The sequence below is a fragment of the Carnobacterium sp. ISL-102 genome (genome assembly GCF_018612935.1).
Classification (GTDB): Bacteria; Bacillota; Bacilli; order Lactobacillales; family Carnobacteriaceae; genus Carnobacterium_B; species Carnobacterium_B alterfunditum.
In genome coordinates, this window is the sequence record NZ_JAGGRF010000004.1 from 129,568 (window position 1) to 146,332 (window position 16,765).

Annotated in this window: 23 protein-coding genes; all 23 read left to right on the forward strand. The window is 38.9% G+C overall.

The genetic code is table 11. The features are described from left to right. Positions 1-252: 252 nt before the first annotated feature. The 23 genes from J7E16_RS04430 to flhB all read left to right on the forward strand — a co-directional run bounded on the left by J7E16_RS04430 (position 253) and on the right by flhB (position 16,750). The gene (locus J7E16_RS04430; RefSeq protein WP_214889150.1) at positions 253-618 is read left to right on the forward strand and encodes a flagellar cap protein; all 366 of its coding nucleotides are present in this window, start codon (positions 253-255) and stop codon (positions 616-618) included. Positions 619-642: 24 nt separating this feature from the next. Further along, entirely contained in the window at positions 643-1,008 is a 366-nt protein-coding gene (fliS, locus tag J7E16_RS04435) for a flagellar export chaperone FliS (protein WP_214889153.1), read from the forward strand. 422 nt (positions 1,009-1,430) lie between these two features. After that, positions 1,431-1,811: a flagellar basal body rod protein FlgB gene (gene flgB, locus J7E16_RS04440; RefSeq protein WP_214889156.1), complete on the forward strand. Its 381-nt coding sequence runs from the start codon at positions 1,431-1,433 to the stop codon at positions 1,809-1,811. A gap of 28 nt (positions 1,812-1,839) precedes the next feature. Further along, positions 1,840-2,277, forward strand: coding sequence for a flagellar basal body rod protein FlgC (gene flgC / locus J7E16_RS04445; protein WP_214889159.1), 438 nt, complete (start codon positions 1,840-1,842; stop codon positions 2,275-2,277). Positions 2,278-2,303: 26 nt separating this feature from the next. Further along, a complete protein-coding gene (fliE, locus tag J7E16_RS04450) occupies positions 2,304-2,624 on the forward strand; it encodes a flagellar hook-basal body complex protein FliE (protein ID WP_214889162.1) in 321 nt (106 codons plus the stop codon). A gap of 27 nt (positions 2,625-2,651) precedes the next feature. Then, a complete protein-coding gene (fliF, locus tag J7E16_RS04455) occupies positions 2,652-4,226 on the forward strand; it encodes a flagellar basal-body MS-ring/collar protein FliF (RefSeq protein ID WP_214889165.1) in 1,575 nt (524 codons plus the stop codon). Positions 4,227-4,234: 8 nt separating this feature from the next. Further along, positions 4,235-5,239 (forward strand): flagellar motor switch protein FliG, encoded by a 1,005-nt coding sequence (fliG, locus tag J7E16_RS04460; RefSeq protein WP_214889168.1) that lies wholly within the window; start codon positions 4,235-4,237, stop codon positions 5,237-5,239. Then, complete coding sequence (locus J7E16_RS04465) at positions 5,223-5,969, forward strand: FliH/SctL family protein (RefSeq protein WP_214889171.1); 747 nt, start codon at positions 5,223-5,225, stop codon at positions 5,967-5,969. Before fliG ends, J7E16_RS04465 begins: the two co-directional genes overlap by 17 nt. A 5-nt stretch (positions 5,970-5,974) precedes the next feature. Then, positions 5,975-7,306 (forward strand): flagellar protein export ATPase FliI, encoded by a 1,332-nt coding sequence (gene fliI / locus J7E16_RS04470; protein WP_214889174.1) that lies wholly within the window; start codon positions 5,975-5,977, stop codon positions 7,304-7,306. 19 nt (positions 7,307-7,325) lie between these two features. Then, positions 7,326-7,760, forward strand: coding sequence for a flagellar export protein FliJ (fliJ, locus tag J7E16_RS04475; RefSeq protein WP_353049859.1), 435 nt, complete (start codon positions 7,326-7,328; stop codon positions 7,758-7,760). Positions 7,761-7,817: 57 nt separating this feature from the next. Next, positions 7,818-9,374, forward strand: coding sequence for a flagellar hook-length control protein FliK (locus J7E16_RS04480; protein WP_214889177.1), 1,557 nt, complete (start codon positions 7,818-7,820; stop codon positions 9,372-9,374). 13 nt (positions 9,375-9,387) lie between these two features. After that, a complete protein-coding gene (locus tag J7E16_RS04485; protein WP_214889180.1) occupies positions 9,388-9,819 on the forward strand; it encodes a flagellar hook assembly protein in 432 nt (143 codons plus the stop codon). After that, complete coding sequence (locus J7E16_RS04490) at positions 9,819-10,199, forward strand: TIGR02530 family flagellar biosynthesis protein (protein WP_214889182.1); 381 nt, start codon at positions 9,819-9,821, stop codon at positions 10,197-10,199. The genes J7E16_RS04485 and J7E16_RS04490 overlap by 1 nt, the downstream gene beginning before the upstream one ends. Positions 10,200-10,270: 71 nt before the next feature. Beyond that, entirely contained in the window at positions 10,271-11,122 is an 852-nt protein-coding gene (locus tag J7E16_RS04495; RefSeq protein ID WP_214889185.1) for a flagellar hook-basal body complex protein, read from the forward strand. 87 nt (positions 11,123-11,209) lie between these two features. Then, positions 11,210-11,413, forward strand: a complete 204-nt coding sequence (locus tag J7E16_RS04500) for a flagellar FlbD family protein (RefSeq protein ID WP_214889188.1) — start codon at positions 11,210-11,212, stop codon at positions 11,411-11,413. Next, positions 11,410-12,219, forward strand: a complete 810-nt coding sequence (locus J7E16_RS04505) for a motility protein A (protein ID WP_214889190.1) — start codon at positions 11,410-11,412, stop codon at positions 12,217-12,219. The genes J7E16_RS04500 and J7E16_RS04505 overlap by 4 nt, the downstream gene beginning before the upstream one ends. Next, complete coding sequence (locus J7E16_RS04510) at positions 12,212-12,961, forward strand: flagellar motor protein MotB (RefSeq protein WP_214889192.1); 750 nt, start codon at positions 12,212-12,214, stop codon at positions 12,959-12,961. Before J7E16_RS04505 ends, J7E16_RS04510 begins: the two co-directional genes overlap by 8 nt. Beyond that, positions 12,951-13,436 carry a flagellar basal body-associated FliL family protein gene (locus tag J7E16_RS04515; protein WP_214889194.1) on the forward strand — a complete coding sequence of 162 codons (486 nt, stop codon included), beginning with the start codon at positions 12,951-12,953 and terminating at the stop codon, positions 13,434-13,436. The genes J7E16_RS04510 and J7E16_RS04515 overlap by 11 nt, the downstream gene beginning before the upstream one ends. Before the next feature lie 27 nt (positions 13,437-13,463). Then, on the forward strand, positions 13,464-13,856 hold the full coding sequence (locus tag J7E16_RS04520; RefSeq protein ID WP_214889196.1) for a flagellar biosynthetic protein FliO: 393 nt from the start codon (positions 13,464-13,466) through the stop codon (positions 13,854-13,856). Between the two features lie 2 nt (positions 13,857-13,858). Continuing rightward, positions 13,859-14,623 carry a flagellar type III secretion system pore protein FliP gene (fliP, locus tag J7E16_RS04525; RefSeq protein ID WP_214889198.1) on the forward strand — a complete coding sequence of 255 codons (765 nt, stop codon included), beginning with the start codon at positions 13,859-13,861 and terminating at the stop codon, positions 14,621-14,623. Positions 14,624-14,635: 12 nt separating this feature from the next. Further along, entirely contained in the window at positions 14,636-14,899 is a 264-nt protein-coding gene (gene fliQ, locus J7E16_RS04530; protein ID WP_214889201.1) for a flagellar biosynthesis protein FliQ, read from the forward strand. Positions 14,900-14,909: 10 nt separating this feature from the next. Beyond that, positions 14,910-15,662, forward strand: a complete 753-nt coding sequence (gene fliR / locus J7E16_RS04535; RefSeq protein WP_214889204.1) for a flagellar biosynthetic protein FliR — start codon at positions 14,910-14,912, stop codon at positions 15,660-15,662. A gap of 20 nt (positions 15,663-15,682) precedes the next feature. After that, on the forward strand, positions 15,683-16,750 hold the full coding sequence (gene flhB / locus J7E16_RS04540; protein ID WP_214889207.1) for a flagellar biosynthesis protein FlhB: 1,068 nt from the start codon (positions 15,683-15,685) through the stop codon (positions 16,748-16,750). Positions 16,751-16,765 lie beyond the last annotated feature (15 nt).

The window sequence follows — 16,765 nt, forward strand, 5'->3', positions numbered from 1 at the left end:
AGGTGGATCACTTACTTGAAATTTCTGATGAAATAGGGTTGCTTGTAGCCATGTAAAGGATCCAATGCGAATTACAGGAAGTTGGCGCTTCAGCGATTACGACCTGTTTGAGGCTTGAAAGCTGGAAGACTTTCTTCTAGGCTTCAGGTGCTCCCATGGCTCTCCACAAGCAGTCCCGTCATTCCAGAAGAAATTTCTTGTGAAACCTAAATATGTTTTGTTAATTAAGCAATTAAGAAAGGGGTGCTCATTATGACAACTGATACGGAATGGGCGGAATTGCGAACGAATGTGTTAGAAAATATTATGATTTTAATGGAAACATGGAATGGAAGTCCAGATGAGGCTGTTGATATAATAGCTGTGAATCAAGAGAATTTGGATCATTTAAAAGTCATTGAGCAAAAGTTGAGCGAGGATGCAGCGTTTCAATATACACAAGCTGAAAAACAGTTGTTAACCGTTATTATTCCTCGTCAACAACAAATGATGGCTGCTATTCGTGGTGAAAAATTAAAGTTAATGAATAAGATGAAGCAGATCAATCAAAAAAATAAAGTCAGAGACAATTATGTATCTGTAGAACGCGCTTCGGTATTTGTCGATAGAGGCGTTTAATGAAAGAAGCAGGAGGGAAAGAGAATGTACCAAAAAAACGGATCAGCGATTTACAAAGAAAATCAAATTTTAAATGCATCACCAAAAAAATTGATCGTCCTTTTGTACGAAGGCTGCATCAAAAATTTGAAATTAGCTGAGCTGCATATCGCTGAAAAGAACATTGAAAAAACAAGCCAAACATTGATCAAAGCACAAGATATCATTGCTGAATTAATGAATACGTTAGATTTTGAAAAAGGCGGAGAGATCGCTGAAAATCTATACCGCATATATGAATACCTCGCTAGTGAATTGATCAAAGCAAATGTATCGAAAGATGCAGAAGCTGTAAAACGCAATCGTCAATTGGTAGAAGAATTACGAGATGCTTGGATTGAGATAGGATGAATCGTTAAAACGACAAGTGTTGATTTTTAGACACATTTTAAAATTGATCGAAATCAGGCCATAAATGATAGAATCCCCCTTAACCTTACTTGGGAAAAGTAAGGTTTTTTGTGTTGGAATTGTAGAACAAAGGCCTTTTTCTTTGATCGTCAAACCAGTGAAAAGATACTTAGAGAAAACTAATAATGATAGAGAACACGATTGTTTTTTTTAATAAATGTAATCTTTCGGTAAAGCCTATTGCTGAATAAAAAAAAATTGTATATACTTTATAAGTGTTGGTATGATTGAAAAGTTATCCTGAAAAGCGAAAGATAAATGAATAATAATTAATAACGTATGTATTTTATTGATAATTATACATAAATGCAGTTATAGCCTAAAAAAGATGAACTGAAAAAAAGGTAAGGGAGGAAAGATCAATGAGTGACCCTACTTATAATTTGATGAAAAATGCATTAGATGCTGCATCAATGAGACAAGAAATGATTTCAAGTAATATTTCGAATGTGAATACAGATGGTTACAAAGTAAATAAAGTGGAATTTGAGAGTATTTTAGAAAATGTTTCAAATGGCACAGCAATGAATAAAACGAATGATTTACATATGGGTTTCGGTAATTTAGATGAAGTAACACCAGTCGTGTCAAAAAGAACCGACACTTCAGTGAAAGAGAATGGCAATAATGTCGATATCGATATCGAAATGGCAGAAGAAGCTAGTAACAGTATTTATTACAATGGACTGGTGACTCAATTAAACGCGAAATACGCCATGTTGCGTAGTGTAATTACTAAGTAGTCATTGAAAATAGAAAGAAGGTAGTACGTTGTCGATATTTGATGCCATGCAGATAAATGCGAGCGGATTAAGTTTAGAACGATTGAAGTTGGATACGATCTCAACCAATATCGCGAATGTGAACACCACACGAACGGAGGATGGTGAAGGCCCGTACTTGAAAAAAACAGTCCTATTCGAAGAGAGCCTGAAACAAGTTGAAACGTCTCTGATTGGCCAAGGTACCGAAAAAAGTTTTGGGGTCAAACCGACTGAAATCGGTGAAAATACCGAAAATATCGTTATGGAGTATGATCCGACCCATCCTGATGCTAATGAAGAGGGCTATGTTCAACAGTCAAATGTCAATATGGCCGATGAAATGATCGATATGATGACAACTTTGCGGACCTATGATGCTAATGTAACAGCTATGAATGCTAGCAAAGAAATGCTGTCTAAAGCCTTACAGATTACGATTGGGTGATAAAATAAGTTTAGAGGAGAATTTAGATGAACGTTGATGCACTTTTTAATAACTTAGTAAATGGCCCAACGCAAGCAGGCTTGACTGGTGGAATGAATCCGCAAACGGACGAAGCACCAAACAGCTTAGCTTCATTCTCAGGAATGTTAGAAAATGCAATGGGTTCATTGAATGACCAACAAGTTGCAGCAAATCAAGGTGTACAAGACTTGATCACTGGAGACGCAGATAATTTACATAATGTCATGATCCAAACTTCTGAGGCGCAATTGTCATTAGAATTAGCTTTACAATTAAGAAACAAAGGTCTAGAAGCCTACAACGAAATAAAAAATATGCAATTTTAATGAGTTTTTGAAGGAGTTACGCTGATCATGGATGGAATGAAAAAAATCGGGACAGATATCAAAGAGGGTTGGACTAATCTTGGCAAAAGCAAACGGATCGGACTAGGTTGGGTTCTCTTTCTTGTCATTAGTCTAGTGTTGGGTTTGACCTACTACACACAAAAAATAGAGTATGCGACGCTTTTCTCTGATTTGGAAGAAGCCGATGCGGGTGCGATCGTGAACGATATTAAAACAAAAGGAATCGATTATAAGTTAGAAGATAATGGCACAACGATTTTAATCGATCAAACCCAAGTCGATACATATAGAATTGAATTAGCTGTAAATGATTTGTTGCCCAAAAGTACCACAGGTTTTGAGATTTTTGATGAAACCAGCATGATGGCGACCGATGAAGACCGTAAAATCATGTATCAAAGAGCGGTGACTGGCGAGTTGGAACGTTCAATTTCGGCGCTTGACTCTATTGAGTTGGCCAAAGTAATGTTATCGCTACCGGAAGATAGTGTTTTTACAAATGAAGAAAACCAATCAAAAGCTTCAGCTTCCGTTGTATTGACTCCTTTAAGCGGATCTCAAATTCCGGTTTCCGCTGTTCAAGGGATCGCGTCATTGATATCTGGAGCAGTCGATAACTTACCAAAAGAAAACATCAAAATTGTCGATACAGCTGGTAATCTACTGAGTACAGCATTGGAAAATGAAGGCAATTTAAATGCGACTGATCTGGTTAGCAAATACCAAGCCATCACCAAAAGCTATGAACAAGAATTAGAACAAAAGCTGTTTCAAACATTAGCGCCAATTTATGGAATCGACAAATTGACCGTCGCTGTTAATGCTGATATGAATTTTGATTCCAATGAAAGTGAAATCATTAATTATGGCGACGCTTCTGTCCGCAGCGAAACAGTTGCTGCAGGTGGCGGAACCATCGACGTTGAAGAAGGCGAAGGGTTCGACAATAGTATCAACCAAGTACAAAGCGGCGAAGAAGGCGGTAACGCTACCTATAACCGGACCACGAATTATGAATTGAACTCAGAAACAACAAATACAATCAAGGCACCCGGAGAAGTAGAGAAACTAAGTGCTTCGGTTATTTTTGACGGCAACTTAAGTCCAGCTGAACAAGAGTCATTGGAGGCGATCGTTGCGACAACGCTAGGGACAGTTGAAGAACGAGCAGATGTGATCTCGGTCCAAGGGATCGATTTTGTACCCCCTGCTGAAATGATAGAAGCACCAGAAAAATTAAAAAACACTATAAGAGATACACTATTGCGCTACTGGCCTTACTTGGCAGGAGGAGCAGTTCTTCTAGGTATCCTGATTTTCGTGTTCCTTTTGATGCGTAAACGCAACAATGATGATGATGAGGAATTGGATTTCTTTGATGAAGAAGAACCTGAACCAATCGTGAAACCGGCGAGGCCCGTTCAACCCACTGAAGAACAAAAAAAGGCGAAACAAAAAGCGGACCTTAAGCGAGAGTTAAATAAAAATATGTCTGAGAAAGAAACACAAGTAAGAGAGTATGCGAAAGACAGTCCAGAAGGTGCAGCTGATTTGATCAAAATTTGGATGAAAGACGAGTAGGTGAAGCTATGAAAGAAGTAGACGGATTAAAAAAAGCGGCTATATTGCTGATATCATTAGGCTCAGAAACGTCAGCCAAGATCATGAAAAATCTGCCTGACAGCTACATTCAAAAAGTGAGTTATGAAATAGCTAATATCGATTATGTGAACCCAGAAGAACGAGATACGGTCATCAATGAATTCATCGAGATGTCTCAAGCAAGAGAGTATGTGATCGATGGAGGAATCGATTACGCTAAAAATTTATTGAACATGGCTATTGGTCCGCAACGTGCCAAAGAAGTAATCGATATGCTGAACCAGATCCAACTGCGTGAACGTCCATTCAATATTGCTCGAAAAGCCGATCCGCAACAGCTGACGAATTTATTATTAAATGAACAACCTCAAACAGTCGCGTTGATTTTATGTTACATGCAGCCAGAAAAAGCAGCTGCGATTTTGTCTGAATTTCCAATCGACTTGCAATCGGAAATCGCTGAGCGGATTGGAACAATCACGAGTACCTCTCCTGCTATTATTGAGAAAATCGAAAAAGTAATCGAAAATAAATTTTCAAATTATATTGAAAATGATTTGGAAACTGTCGGCGGCGTTCGAACATTGGTTGAGATCTTGAATTCTGTTGGAAGAAGTACTGAGAAAAACATCATCAGTGTCTTGGAAGAAAAACAACCTGAATTAGCAGAAGAAATCAAGGCTAGTCTGTTCACATTTGAAGACATCATTACACTTGAAAAAGGCGATGTGCAAAAAGTTCTTAGAGACGTTAAGAATGATGACTTGGCATTGGCTCTTAAAGGGGTATCGGATGAAATCAAGAGCTTTATTTATGACAATCTCTCCACTCGTGCAGTTGAGACGCTTAAAGAGGATCTGCAATTCATGGGACCTACGCGCTTATCAGCTGTTGAAGAAGCTCAACAACGTATTGTAACGGTGATTCGTCACTTAGATGAAAATGGCGAGATCTATTTGAGAAGAGGCGATCAAGATGCCATCATCTCATAGGATCATCAAGCAAGGACAAGCCTTTACACATGCTAGCCGCTCGTTCATTGAAACCGATATGGCAGCAAAGAAGTATCCAGAAGAAGAAGATTATACAAATAGCCTACCCTTGGAAGAACCAATCGAAGTTATCCAAGCTAAAGTTTTATTACAAGAGACCCGAAAAAAGGAACAAACCATCCTCTCAGAAGCCCAGCAAGAAGCTAGCCAGTTAAAAGAAACGGCTGAAAAAAAAGGGTATGAAGAAGGCACAGTTCGAGGGTATGAAACGGGTTACGCAGCTGGCATGAAACAAGCTGAAGAAGAGAGCCAACGTCTGAGAGAAACCATTCATAACATGTTGGATGAGGCACAAGAAGTAGTGGAAAACTATTACCAGTCTAAACGAACGGAATTTTTAGAGTTGGCAGGACATATGGCCGAAACAATCGTCCATAAAAGCATCGATGTGTCATCAGAACAGGTCATGGATCTGATCAAACCGGTCTTGCACCGCTTGAAACGTGAAGATCAATTCATCACCTTGATGGTCAGGCCGGAACAAAAAGAATTGGTTAAAGAAAAAGTAAAAGAGTTTGAAAAAGAAAATCAAGATATTCGGTTTGCAGTCCTTTCCGATAACACGTTGGATAAGAACGGCTGTATCGTGGAAAATGCCCATGCGATTGTTGATCTGCAAGTGAGAAAGCAATTAGACGCTATGATAACTGAGATGAAGAATGTGGAGTGACGCTAATGTTTGATATTCCTTTTGAAACGTATCACAACCAGTTGGATCGAAAGAGCTACCACTTGAAATTAGGAAAAGTCAGCCAAGTAACCGGTCTGATCATTAAAGTAGAAGGCCTAGATGCCTTTGTCGGTGAAGTATGCGAGATTTTGATCAAGTCATCTGGCAGAGTGGCGTTGAGTGAAGTCGTTGGATTCGTGAATGAAACGGTCTTGCTGATGCCTTTAGATGAGTTAGAAGGCATCGGACCAGGGTGTTTAGTCAAGCCAACGGGCCAAACATTGAAAGTCGAGATCAGTGAAAAGTTGCTTGGCAATACATTGGATGGTTTGGGCCGACCGATGGATCTTTCGTTAAAAGTAGATGGTACGTTTTATAATGTCAATCGAAGCTCGCCAAACCCTTTCAAGCGAAAAAAAATCCAGGATGTCATGCCGACGGGGATAAAAGCAATCGATGGCACGTTGACGGTCGGAGAAGGACAACGAATCGGGATCTTTGCCGGTAGTGGGGTCGGAAAAAGTACCTTGCTGGGAATGATGGCGCGCTACATTGAAGCTGATGTTATCGTGATTGGTTTGATCGGAGAACGTGGAAGAGAAGTATTGGAATTTATCGAAAAAGATCTAGGCGAAGAAGGGTACCGGAAATCGGTCGTGGTTTGTGCTACGTCAGATATGCCGCCGCTTGTCCGCTTAAAAGGGGCTTCAGTAGCGACGACTATTGCTGAGTATTTTAGAGATCAAGGCAAGAAAGTCGTTCTCATGATGGATTCTGTAACGCGTGTCGCTATGGCGCAACGCGAAATCGGTTTAGCGACCGGCGAGCCGCCGACAACTAAAGGGTATACACCTTCTGTCTTCACGACATTGCCTAAATTGTTAGAACGCAGCGGAATGTCTGAAACCGGTTCAATAACCGCTTTTTATACCGTATTGGTCGAAGGGGATGACATGAATGAACCTATCGCCGATTCCGTACGAGGGATCTTGGATGGGCATATCGTGTTGTCACGGAAGATTGCTTCAGAAAACCGATATCCAGCAATCGATATTCAAAATAGCATCAGCCGTTTGATGAAAGATATCGTCGTTGAAAAGCATTCTGCGACAGCTGGAAAATTAAAAGAAAATATGGCGATTTATGCGGATTCAAAAGATTTGATCGATGTAGGAGCTTACCGTAAAGGCAGCAATCCATCCGTCGATCGTGCTGTCCAGTTGAACATACCGATAAAAGACTTTTTAAAACAACGGGTGGATGAACGGTATGCATTTGATGATGTGGTCGACCAATTGAGCACACTTTTTGAAGTACAGCAGTTCGGCAATCAGTAAATGACTTGGGGTGGACGAAGTGACAAACTATACATTTTCAATGGAAAAAGTTCTCGACTGGAGATCGGATACCGAAGAAGAGAAAAAAAAACAGCTAGGACAAGTCCAACAGAACAAACAACAGCAAGAGACTCTCTTGCAGCGATTGATAAGCGAAAATATAAAAATAAAGAATGACAGCTTAACAACGATGCGCATCGATGTTTTGAGACGGCAAAATTTATACAAAAATATGATCGATGAAAAAATCATTCACCAAAAGAATATCGTTCATAAAGCTGAAAAAGAAGTAGAAGTAGCGCGTGTTGAATTGATGGAAGCCCATAAAGACCGAAAAGTCATGGAGAAGTTGAAAGAAAAAGAGTACACTTTCACAATGGAACAAGCAAAACAGGAAGAACAGAAACAATTAGATGAAATGGCTGCCTTAAGTTTTGGAAAATCATTTTATTGACTTACATATGTATCAATAAATGGACTCAGCAGCCATTGAAAGGAGGTGAAAAATGACATGAAGCCAACTCCTGTAGCTCCCACGACTAGTGGAGCCCAGCTAATGCCCAATCAGCAGCAAGAAATGTCGCCTAAAGAGTTTGAAGCTCAGCTTGCAGGGTACTTAGACAAAGAAAAACCCAGCACGATACATAAAGAGAGTTCAGATGCTAAAGAGACGAATCAAAAAGGAATCAAAAAAGTGAACATCAAAGAACTGATCAACAGAACAGAACCAGAAGAATCAGATGAAGAACCAACAGAAAAAATGCTCATCTTAGATCCAATGCTGCTTTATACTGGTTCATTTAACGTCAGACTAGATCACCAGTCAGCTAAAGATACGAGTGACCAATCACAGAGCAAAGTAAACCAGTTATTGGACAGCAACGAACCCGTTTTTTCAGCACAAGTGATTGTTGGAACAGGGAAAATAGAACGTTTTATCCAAAACGAAGATTTGTTGCCTGAAGATAAACAGTCTCAATCTACAGATTTACCAAGGGAACCTTCAGTTGAAGTAGTCAATGACCTGCAAAAGAGTATAGAGCAAACAGTGGCAGTCAGTGAAAAAACAGTTGAACTAGAAAAAAAACCTTTCTTAAAGCCAACTGTAGTCAATGAATCAGCTAGTAAAATCCAAGTGGGATCTCTTATAAAAAATGAAACTTCCTTTTTAGTGAAGGATGCTGATTGGATTGGATCGGATCAAGTTCGGGTTGTTCCAAAAGAAAATGAACTGGTTGGATCGATCTTACCAACTGGACGTTTTTTAACGGCTGAATGGAAAAACGGACGCATGATGGTTAACCAAAGCTTGGCCGAACGAATGGATTCAACAACTTCGCTAAGTGAACCGGTAGAAAAAACCAGCAAATCGACCGTTCAGACTGTCGCCATAAGTGAAATGATAGCCAGCAATGGAGTACCGCATCAGCCAAACTTAGAAACGATCGAAAGCAAATCGACCGTTTTAACGGAAACTGGATTAAATGAAAAGCTGGTTTCTAATATGAAAAATCTAGAAAGCTCTGAAGCGGTCGCGCAAGTCACTGAAGTTGATAAGCAAAATCAGCCAATCCAACAGCAACTTGTTTTTGAAGCTCCAACTGTGAAACAGCCAAGTGTAATAGAAGCTGTCAAACAAGCGGGTATCCAAATGGTCAGCGAAGTGGTATTACAAGAGGCTGAAACAGTTTTAAGCGGCAAGCAATCCGTTGCACATGTGACTTTATCGCCTGAAAGAATGGGTGAAGTAAGAATCACGGTGGAATTGACGGACAATGTGCTTTTGACTAAAATCGTTGTGGATAACGTTGAAACGAGAGAATTATTAACAACGGGTATGCACCGTTTAACAGATAATTTAGACCGTCAAAACATTCGCTTAGGGGAATTAACGATTCAATTAAACGAGCATGCCACAGCTGATTCAGCTTCTCAAGAAAGACAGAGAAAAGAGCAGAAACGAGCTTTTGGACAAAAACAAACAAATTTTTTGGATAATGAAATAGAGCCATTGAAATCTGAGGGAAGAACAGATAGAAATACAAGTAGACTCAGTATTTTAGTGTGAGAGGAAGAATAAAATGGATTTTCCAACCGATTTTATGATGGGATCGATCAATAACAGCTCGTCGACAGAAAAGAAAAATAATGAACTTGCAACAGAAGACTTCTTACAAATCATGGCAGCATCAATAAAAATGCCATCTATGCCAGGAGAAGAAGGCAGCAGCGGTGGCGGTGGAGAAACCGATTATTTGGCACAACTAGCTCAATTCAATACACTGGATCAGTTAACAACTGTTTCAGAAATGCTGAATATGAACGTGGTAATGACGCAACAGCAACAAGCTTTAGGTTTATTAGGTAAAGAAGTCAAAGTAGTAGGTGCAGAATCAGGGTTTATCAGCGGGACCGTTGACAAGGTTAAATTTGACCAAGGCTACGCGACGATCCAAATAGGTGGAAAAGATTACGCATTAAATGCTATTTTAGAGGTTGGTGATCAGGCATAATGTCTTTTCGCGTTGAAGCTGCACAAAATCAAATAATTGAAAATAAATCCAATCCAATCAATCAAAAAATCGATCGAAAATTTAGTTCCTTTTTGACAGAATCGTTGCAGAAACAAACAACTGCTACCGAAATGAAAATTTCTAATCATGCACAAAAACGTATGGAAGAAAGAGATATCCAGTTAAATCACTCTGACTTAACAACCATTGAAGGCGCAGTAGAAGAGTTGAATCAAAAAGGATCGAAAAACTCATTAATCATCTATAAAGATATGGCATTGATTGCCAGTATCGATAATCGAACCATTATTACGGCAATGAATGCCAATGAAATGGAAACTATCACCAATATTGATAGTGTGAAAAAAATAAACGTTTAAATAGCTGGACTTAAAAGAGGCTATCATCCCACGGACTGACTGAAGTGGGACAATCGAATGGAGGAAAAAAAATGTTAAAATCATTATACTCAGGCGTTACCGGAATGAAAAATATTCAAACGAAAATGGACGTTATCTCAAATAATATTGCCAATGTAAGCACTACAGGTTTCAAAACAGGAAGAGTACGTTTCGAAGATATGCTGAGTCAAACAAATGCAGCCGCACAAACGGGTATCAATGCTCAACAAGTTGGTTTAGGTGTTCAAGTTGGTTCGATCGATACGGTTATGTCAGGTGGATCTTTGCAATCGACTGGAAGAGCGTTAGATTTTGGGATCGAAAATGGCGACAGCTCATTTTTCAACGTCACAGACGGAACAAACACCTTCTATACGAGAGACGGTGGATTTTACACAGACCCTGATGGCAATTTAGTAACAAGCGGCGGGCTGCAAGTCCAAGGATATATGGCAACTCCGGCTGCTGTAAATGATGCTACATTTGATCCTGCTAGTTTAGGAACAAATATGACACCAATAACGATTCCTCAAACAATCGGTGGGGCTGAATTACAAAGTTATAACGTAGACAGCGATGGATTTATTGTAGGATCTTATAGTGGTGGACAATCACTGGTATTAGGGCGGATGGGTTTAACCTCATTTTCTAACCCGGACGGACTACAAAAGAGCGGTGGGAACTTGTATACCGAATCTGCTAACTCAGGTGATCCAGTAAACGGCAATCCAGCCGATGCAGGATACGGCAGCATTCGTTCTGGTTTCTTAGAAATGTCTAACGTTGACTTAGCGAATGAATTTACTGAAATGATCGTTACCAGCAGATCTTACCAAGCCAACTCAAGAAGTATCACAACTTCTGATACGATGTTGGAAGAATTGATCAATCTAAAAAGATAATTAACGTCTGAGTAAGAAGGTTTTTTAGGACTTCCTAGAAAACCTTCTATCTTGTTAAAGAAACCGAGAGTGAAATGGGGTTTAGGTATGATTGCTTTAACAGCTGTTTCAGGAAAAAAATTTTATTTGAATTGCGATTTAATTTATCGAATAGACCGTTCTTTCGACACTATTATCACATTGACGGATGGTAAAAGCTTACGCGTTACCGAGACAGAAAAGGAAATAGTGGAAAAAATTATTCAGTACAGAAGAAAAATAGTTAACGGTTTTTCAGAAGGAGAATTATGAAAAAAAACATTATACCAATAGTCGGTTTATTTTTAGGCATCGGGTTGATTATTTGGTCGATTACTTCTAGTGGGAATATTGCCAGCTTTTTAGATGGGCCTTCTCTAGTAATTACGCTTGGTGGTTCATTTAGTGCGATTTTGATCAGTTTCCCATTAAAATCGATCAAGAAATTGCCGTCTATTTTGAAAAACTTATTGCTTGATCCAAACCCTGATTATCCTAAATTAATTGAAACGTTTGCGGCATTATCTAGAAAAGCAAGAAGCCAAGGGATTTTAGCGATTGAAGCAGACATAGAGGAACAAGATAATGAATTGATGGTGACCGGACTGCAAATGGTCGTTGATGGGTTAGAACCAGAAATCGTCAGAGACATCATGGAAATCACTGCGGAAAATATTGAGAAAAGACACCGGATCGGTCAGGATATCTTTTTAAAATGGGGCGAAATGGCACCGGCTTTCGGGATGATCGGTACACTGATTGGTTTAGTCATTATGTTGGGGGAATTAAATGACCCTAGTACGATTGGCGTAGGGATGGCAACGGCTTTGATAACCACTTTTTATGGAAGCTTTTTAGCTAATTTAGTTTTCGTTCCAATCGCAAGCAATTTGCAAATGCAAACCAATGAAGAGATGAAAAGCTGTGAAATGATCATTGAAGGGGTTTTATCCTTGCAAGCTGGAGAAAATCCACGTGTGATCGAACAAAAATTGAAAGGGTATCTGCCTTTTGAAAATAAAGAAGAAGCTATGAAAGCTGCAGCGAAGCTCCAACAAGAGGAACAAAATTATGGCTAGAAAAAGGAGGAAAAAAGAAGATACCAGTAGCTCTGGAGGGGGAGGAGGAGGATGGATAACGACTTTTTCAGATTTGATGTCGTTATTGCTGACATTCTTTATTCTTCTCTATTCCATGTCAAGTGTAAGTTTGGAAAAATTTCAAGAAGCTTCTCAATCCATTCAATCAGCATTAAATGGTGGAGCTTCTGTGATCGAAGGCAGTACAGTAGAGGATATCGAAACTGAAATAGAAACCGAAACAATTGAAGAAATCATTGATCCGGAATTGATTGAAATGTATAACGAGGTTGTAGCTTTTTTAGAAGGAAATGAGATGACCGCTCAAGCAAGCGTTGAATATGATAAAGATGGCATTTATGTAAACATTCAAGAATCCATTTTATTTGGAAGCGGAAGTGCTATTATAGCTGATTCTGGAAAGAATACATTAAATAATTTAGGTGAGTTGATCCAACAATTCGAAAATGACGTTGTAATAGAGGGATATACGGATAATGTTCCGATGTATAATGCTGATTTTAGCAGCAATTGGGAATTATCCACAGGTAGAGCTTTATCCGTCTTGCGGTATCTAAGCGAAGAAAGAAACATTATTCCAACAAGGTTATCAGCAAAAGGGTATGGGGAATATCACCCATCTGTTCCAAATGATTCAGAAGAAAATAGAGCAAAAAATAGAAGAGTAAATATCGTGATCGTTTATGATCAGCAGGAGGGGGTAGGCACAGATGGGATCTGAAAAAACTAAAGCGACTAAAGAGGTTAAAGGGGCTAAAGGAAAGAAAAAATGGTTATGGATCATGATTATTTTCTTGGCAATAGCAATAGGAGTAGTCGTCAGTTTTGGTTTCACTTCTGGTAAAGCACAGGCAATCATTTCAGATTTATCTAAAGAGGAAATTGTAGAAACAACTGTTCCTTTAGAAGAATTTTTGATCAATTTAGACTCTGGTACCTCGGTTAAGAGAAACTTTTTAAAAATTGAACTTTCCTTACATAGTTCAAAGGAAGGTGCCGAGGAAAAATTGACTGCAAATGTAGCACAGATTAGAGATGCAGTCATTGCTGTTTTACGTAAAAAAACAGAAGATACCGTTTTTAAAGAAGAAGACAATAAATTACTGATCAAACAAGAATTGATCGAGGCCATAAATACTAAAATGGATGAAGAACTTGTGGATGCTATCTTTATCACGAATATTGTGACGCAATAATAAGAAGCGAGAAGGAGGAATAGAAAGTTGGAACTTGGGCTGAGTTATGTATTAAAAAGTGTCGTAGCACTAATTGTGATCATATTGGCAGCAAATTATGGTTTAAAGTATTTAAATACGTTCATGATCAAAAAAAATCAAGTGATCAAAGTGATCGAGCGAACTCCAATCAGTAAAAGCTCGGCACTTAGTATTGTAGAAATTGCAGATACGTATTACTTGATGAGTTTTACGGATACCCGCAATGAAATTTTAAGAGAACTGACAGCAGTAGAAAAAGAAAAAATCACAAGTAGTATCGAAGAAAAAAGACCAGCTGGCCCAATGAACCAAAAAAAGCAACAAACGAGTAAAAAAGCGGTCCAGACTTTTAAATCATTGCGAACCCAGTACCAATCTTTCTATGAAAAGAGGAAATAAAGTTGCAAAAGAAAAATAAATTGATTTTAGTCTTTTCCCTCTTTTTTACTAGTTTTGTTCTCTTTCCGCAAGTTGTTTCGGCTGCTGGAATAACAGATGGACTGGGCGGGTTATCAGATGTGCTAGGAAATGAGACCGGTGAGACCTCCCAAGTTGTTCAGTTATTTCTGTTGACGACTGCTTTGAGTCTGGCACCGACATTTTTAGTGCTGACGACTTGTTTCACACGGATCATAGTTGTGCTGTCATTTGTCAGAAGTTCATTAGGGACGCAACAAAATCCACCTAATTTGGTGTTGATGGGGATCGCATTATTTCTATCCTTGTTCATTATGCAGCCTGTTTATACTGAGGTGATGAATGAAGCCATTACGCCATACATAAATGAAGAAATATCCGGTCAAGCTGCATTTGAATCAGCGGCGTTGCCAATCAAAGAATTCATGTACAAACAAACAAGAGACGAAGACATTCAATTATTTTTAGATATATCTGAAACTGAAAAACCAGCAGACGCAACTGAACTGCCATTGAATGTGGCCATTCCAGCTTTTATTATCAGTGAATTGAGAACAGCCTTCAGTATTGGATTCTTGATTTTTATCCCATTTTTAGTTATTGATATCGTAGTGGCCAGTATCTTGATGTCGATGGGGATGTTTATGTTATCTCCAGTGATGATCTCATTGCCATTTAAATTGTTATTGTTTGTTTTAGTTGATGGATGGTATTTAGTGATCGAATCGTTAGTTACAGGATTTCAGTAGAGGTGTAAAAAAATGACAATGGTAAAAGTTTTAGACATTATAAGAGAAGCCTTTATGGTGATGATAACTGTAGCAGGTCCAACGTTGATCATTGCACTAGTAGTTGGGCTGTTCATTAGTATTATCCAAGCAACCACGCAGCTTCAAGAACAAACGTTGAGTTTTGTGCCTAAAATCTTAGCGGTAATCGTCTCGTTGATCGTTTTTGGGAACTTTATGCTGAATAGTCTGATTATGTTTACGCAGAAAATTTTCGAAATGATCGCGGAACTGTGAGAGGGCGGTCATGACGATACAATTGCAAATGATCATTTTAATATTTATACGGATAACTTCCTTCATAGTTGTGAGTCCAGGATTTTCTATCAAGGGACTGCCCAGTGTAGCAAAAATCGCTTTAGCAATGGGGATCACACTCGCAGCCTATTCGACTGTACCCGTCATGAACGAAGCGGCAGATACACTGTTTTTTGCAATCTTGATTTTAAAAGAAGTCTTGCTCGGGATAGCCATTGGCTTTATCACAAAGCTCTTTTTTTCGGCAGTTGAGATCGCAGGAAACTTTGTCGATTTTCAAGTGGGGTTCTCAATGGGAGCTGTTTATGATCCGAGCATGGGGATAAATGTTTCCTATTATGGGAAGATCTATTATTGGTTATCGATGGGTGTGTTTTATATAACCAACCTGCACCATATCGTGATCGAAAGTTTGGTGCAGTCGTTTCGCTCTGTTCCAATAGCCAGTGCCGACTTAGGCGACTTTGGCATCGAGGGAATGATGAAGTTGCTTGGCATTATTTTCGAATTGGCATTTAACATAGCAGCACCAATGATAATCGTGGCCTTACTGACAGAAGTCATCTTAGGATTGATTTCGCGTTCGGTTCCTCAAATCAATGTATTGATTTTGGGGATGCCCTTAAAAATCGTGGCCAGTTTTGCTCTGATGTTGATTTTACTGCCAACATTGATAGAAAAAATTTATACGACGCTGCCGCTCATGGTGAAATATATGAACGAATTTGTTCAGTCGTTGTAAAAAAGGCGAGGTGAGAATGAATGGCGGAAAAGGATAGTAAAACAGAAAAGGCCAGTCCAAAAAAACTGAGGGACACTCGAAAAAAAGGTGAGATTCCTAAGAGTCCAGATTTAACTTCCGCTGTGACATTTATCGTCTTTATCCTTGCTGCAACTTTTTTAGGAAATTACATATTAAAATACAGTTTACTGTATTTACAGAATTACTTATCAGCTGGTTTTACAGTCAACGGCTTAGAAAATAATCTAGCAGATATTGGAATGAAATCGATCATGTTTGTATTAGTGTTGGCCGGTCCATTTTTAGCTATTGCATTTGTGGCAGCACTTATAGCCAGTATTGTACAAACAGGCTTTTTATTTTCGGTTGATCCCATTAAATTCAAGTTAAGTAAAATAAATCCAATCAGTGGATTTAAAAATATGTTCAGTAAAAAAACGGTATTCACACTGTTTAAAAATGTCGCTAAATTGACTTTAGTTTTTTGGATGGCCTATAAAACACTTGAAACATCAGTGTACTTGATCCTTAATGCCAGCAATGTAGGGACAGAAAAATTATTTTTCTTAATGTCCGATCTTGTAATGGAACTGGGGACACAATTGGGTGTCGTGCTGCTGATATTAGGTCTGATCGATTATATTTATCAAGTTTATGACTATCGTAAAAATTTGAAGATGTCCAAACAAGAGTTAAAAGATGAATACAAGGAAGCTGAAGGTGACCCGCAAATCAAGTCTCAAAGGAGACAACGCTACCGTCAGTTGACAAAAGGAGCCTTGCATGATGTGGAGACGGCAACAGCCATCATAACGAATCCGACCCATCTAGCAATTGCGATCCGCTATGAGAAAGGCAAAGATGAAGTGCCAATCATTGTGGCCAAAGGGGCAGATCACCAAGCTGCCAAAATTAGGGAACGGGCTAAAGAGTTCAATGTTCCAATCATTGAAAATAAACCGATCGCTAGAGCCATGTACAAAACGGTCGAGATCGGCCAGCCAGTGCCAATGGATCTTTACCAAGCTATTGCTGAAATATTGGCATTGGTTTACCAAATGGAAGAAATCAACAAACACAAGATTTAATGCTTTTTAAGATGA

Coding starts and splice junctions, on each gene's coding strand:
- J7E16_RS04430 (WP_214889150.1), top strand. CDS start 253: ATGACAACTGATACGGAATGGGCGGAATTGCGAACGAATGTGTTAGAA.
- fliS (WP_214889153.1), top strand. CDS start 643: ATGTACCAAAAAAACGGATCAGCGATTTACAAAGAAAATCAAATTTTA.
- flgB (WP_214889156.1), top strand. CDS start 1,431: ATGAGTGACCCTACTTATAATTTGATGAAAAATGCATTAGATGCTGCA.
- fliE (WP_214889162.1), top strand. CDS start 2,304: ATGAACGTTGATGCACTTTTTAATAACTTAGTAAATGGCCCAACGCAA.
- fliF (WP_214889165.1), top strand. CDS start 2,652: ATGGATGGAATGAAAAAAATCGGGACAGATATCAAAGAGGGTTGGACT.
- fliG (WP_214889168.1), top strand. CDS start 4,235: ATGAAAGAAGTAGACGGATTAAAAAAAGCGGCTATATTGCTGATATCA.
- J7E16_RS04465 (WP_214889171.1), top strand. CDS start 5,223: ATGCCATCATCTCATAGGATCATCAAGCAAGGACAAGCCTTTACACAT.
- fliI (WP_214889174.1), top strand. CDS start 5,975: ATGTTTGATATTCCTTTTGAAACGTATCACAACCAGTTGGATCGAAAG.
- J7E16_RS04480 (WP_214889177.1), top strand. CDS start 7,818: ATGAAGCCAACTCCTGTAGCTCCCACGACTAGTGGAGCCCAGCTAATG.
- J7E16_RS04485 (WP_214889180.1), top strand. CDS start 9,388: ATGGATTTTCCAACCGATTTTATGATGGGATCGATCAATAACAGCTCG.
- J7E16_RS04490 (WP_214889182.1), top strand. CDS start 9,819: ATGTCTTTTCGCGTTGAAGCTGCACAAAATCAAATAATTGAAAATAAA.
- J7E16_RS04495 (WP_214889185.1), top strand. CDS start 10,271: ATGTTAAAATCATTATACTCAGGCGTTACCGGAATGAAAAATATTCAA.
- J7E16_RS04500 (WP_214889188.1), top strand. CDS start 11,210: ATGATTGCTTTAACAGCTGTTTCAGGAAAAAAATTTTATTTGAATTGC.
- J7E16_RS04505 (WP_214889190.1), top strand. CDS start 11,410: ATGAAAAAAAACATTATACCAATAGTCGGTTTATTTTTAGGCATCGGG.
- J7E16_RS04510 (WP_214889192.1), top strand. CDS start 12,212: ATGGCTAGAAAAAGGAGGAAAAAAGAAGATACCAGTAGCTCTGGAGGG.
- J7E16_RS04515 (WP_214889194.1), top strand. CDS start 12,951: ATGGGATCTGAAAAAACTAAAGCGACTAAAGAGGTTAAAGGGGCTAAA.
- fliQ (WP_214889201.1), top strand. CDS start 14,636: ATGACAATGGTAAAAGTTTTAGACATTATAAGAGAAGCCTTTATGGTG.
- fliR (WP_214889204.1), top strand. CDS start 14,910: ATGACGATACAATTGCAAATGATCATTTTAATATTTATACGGATAACT.
- flhB (WP_214889207.1), top strand. CDS start 15,683: ATGGCGGAAAAGGATAGTAAAACAGAAAAGGCCAGTCCAAAAAAACTG.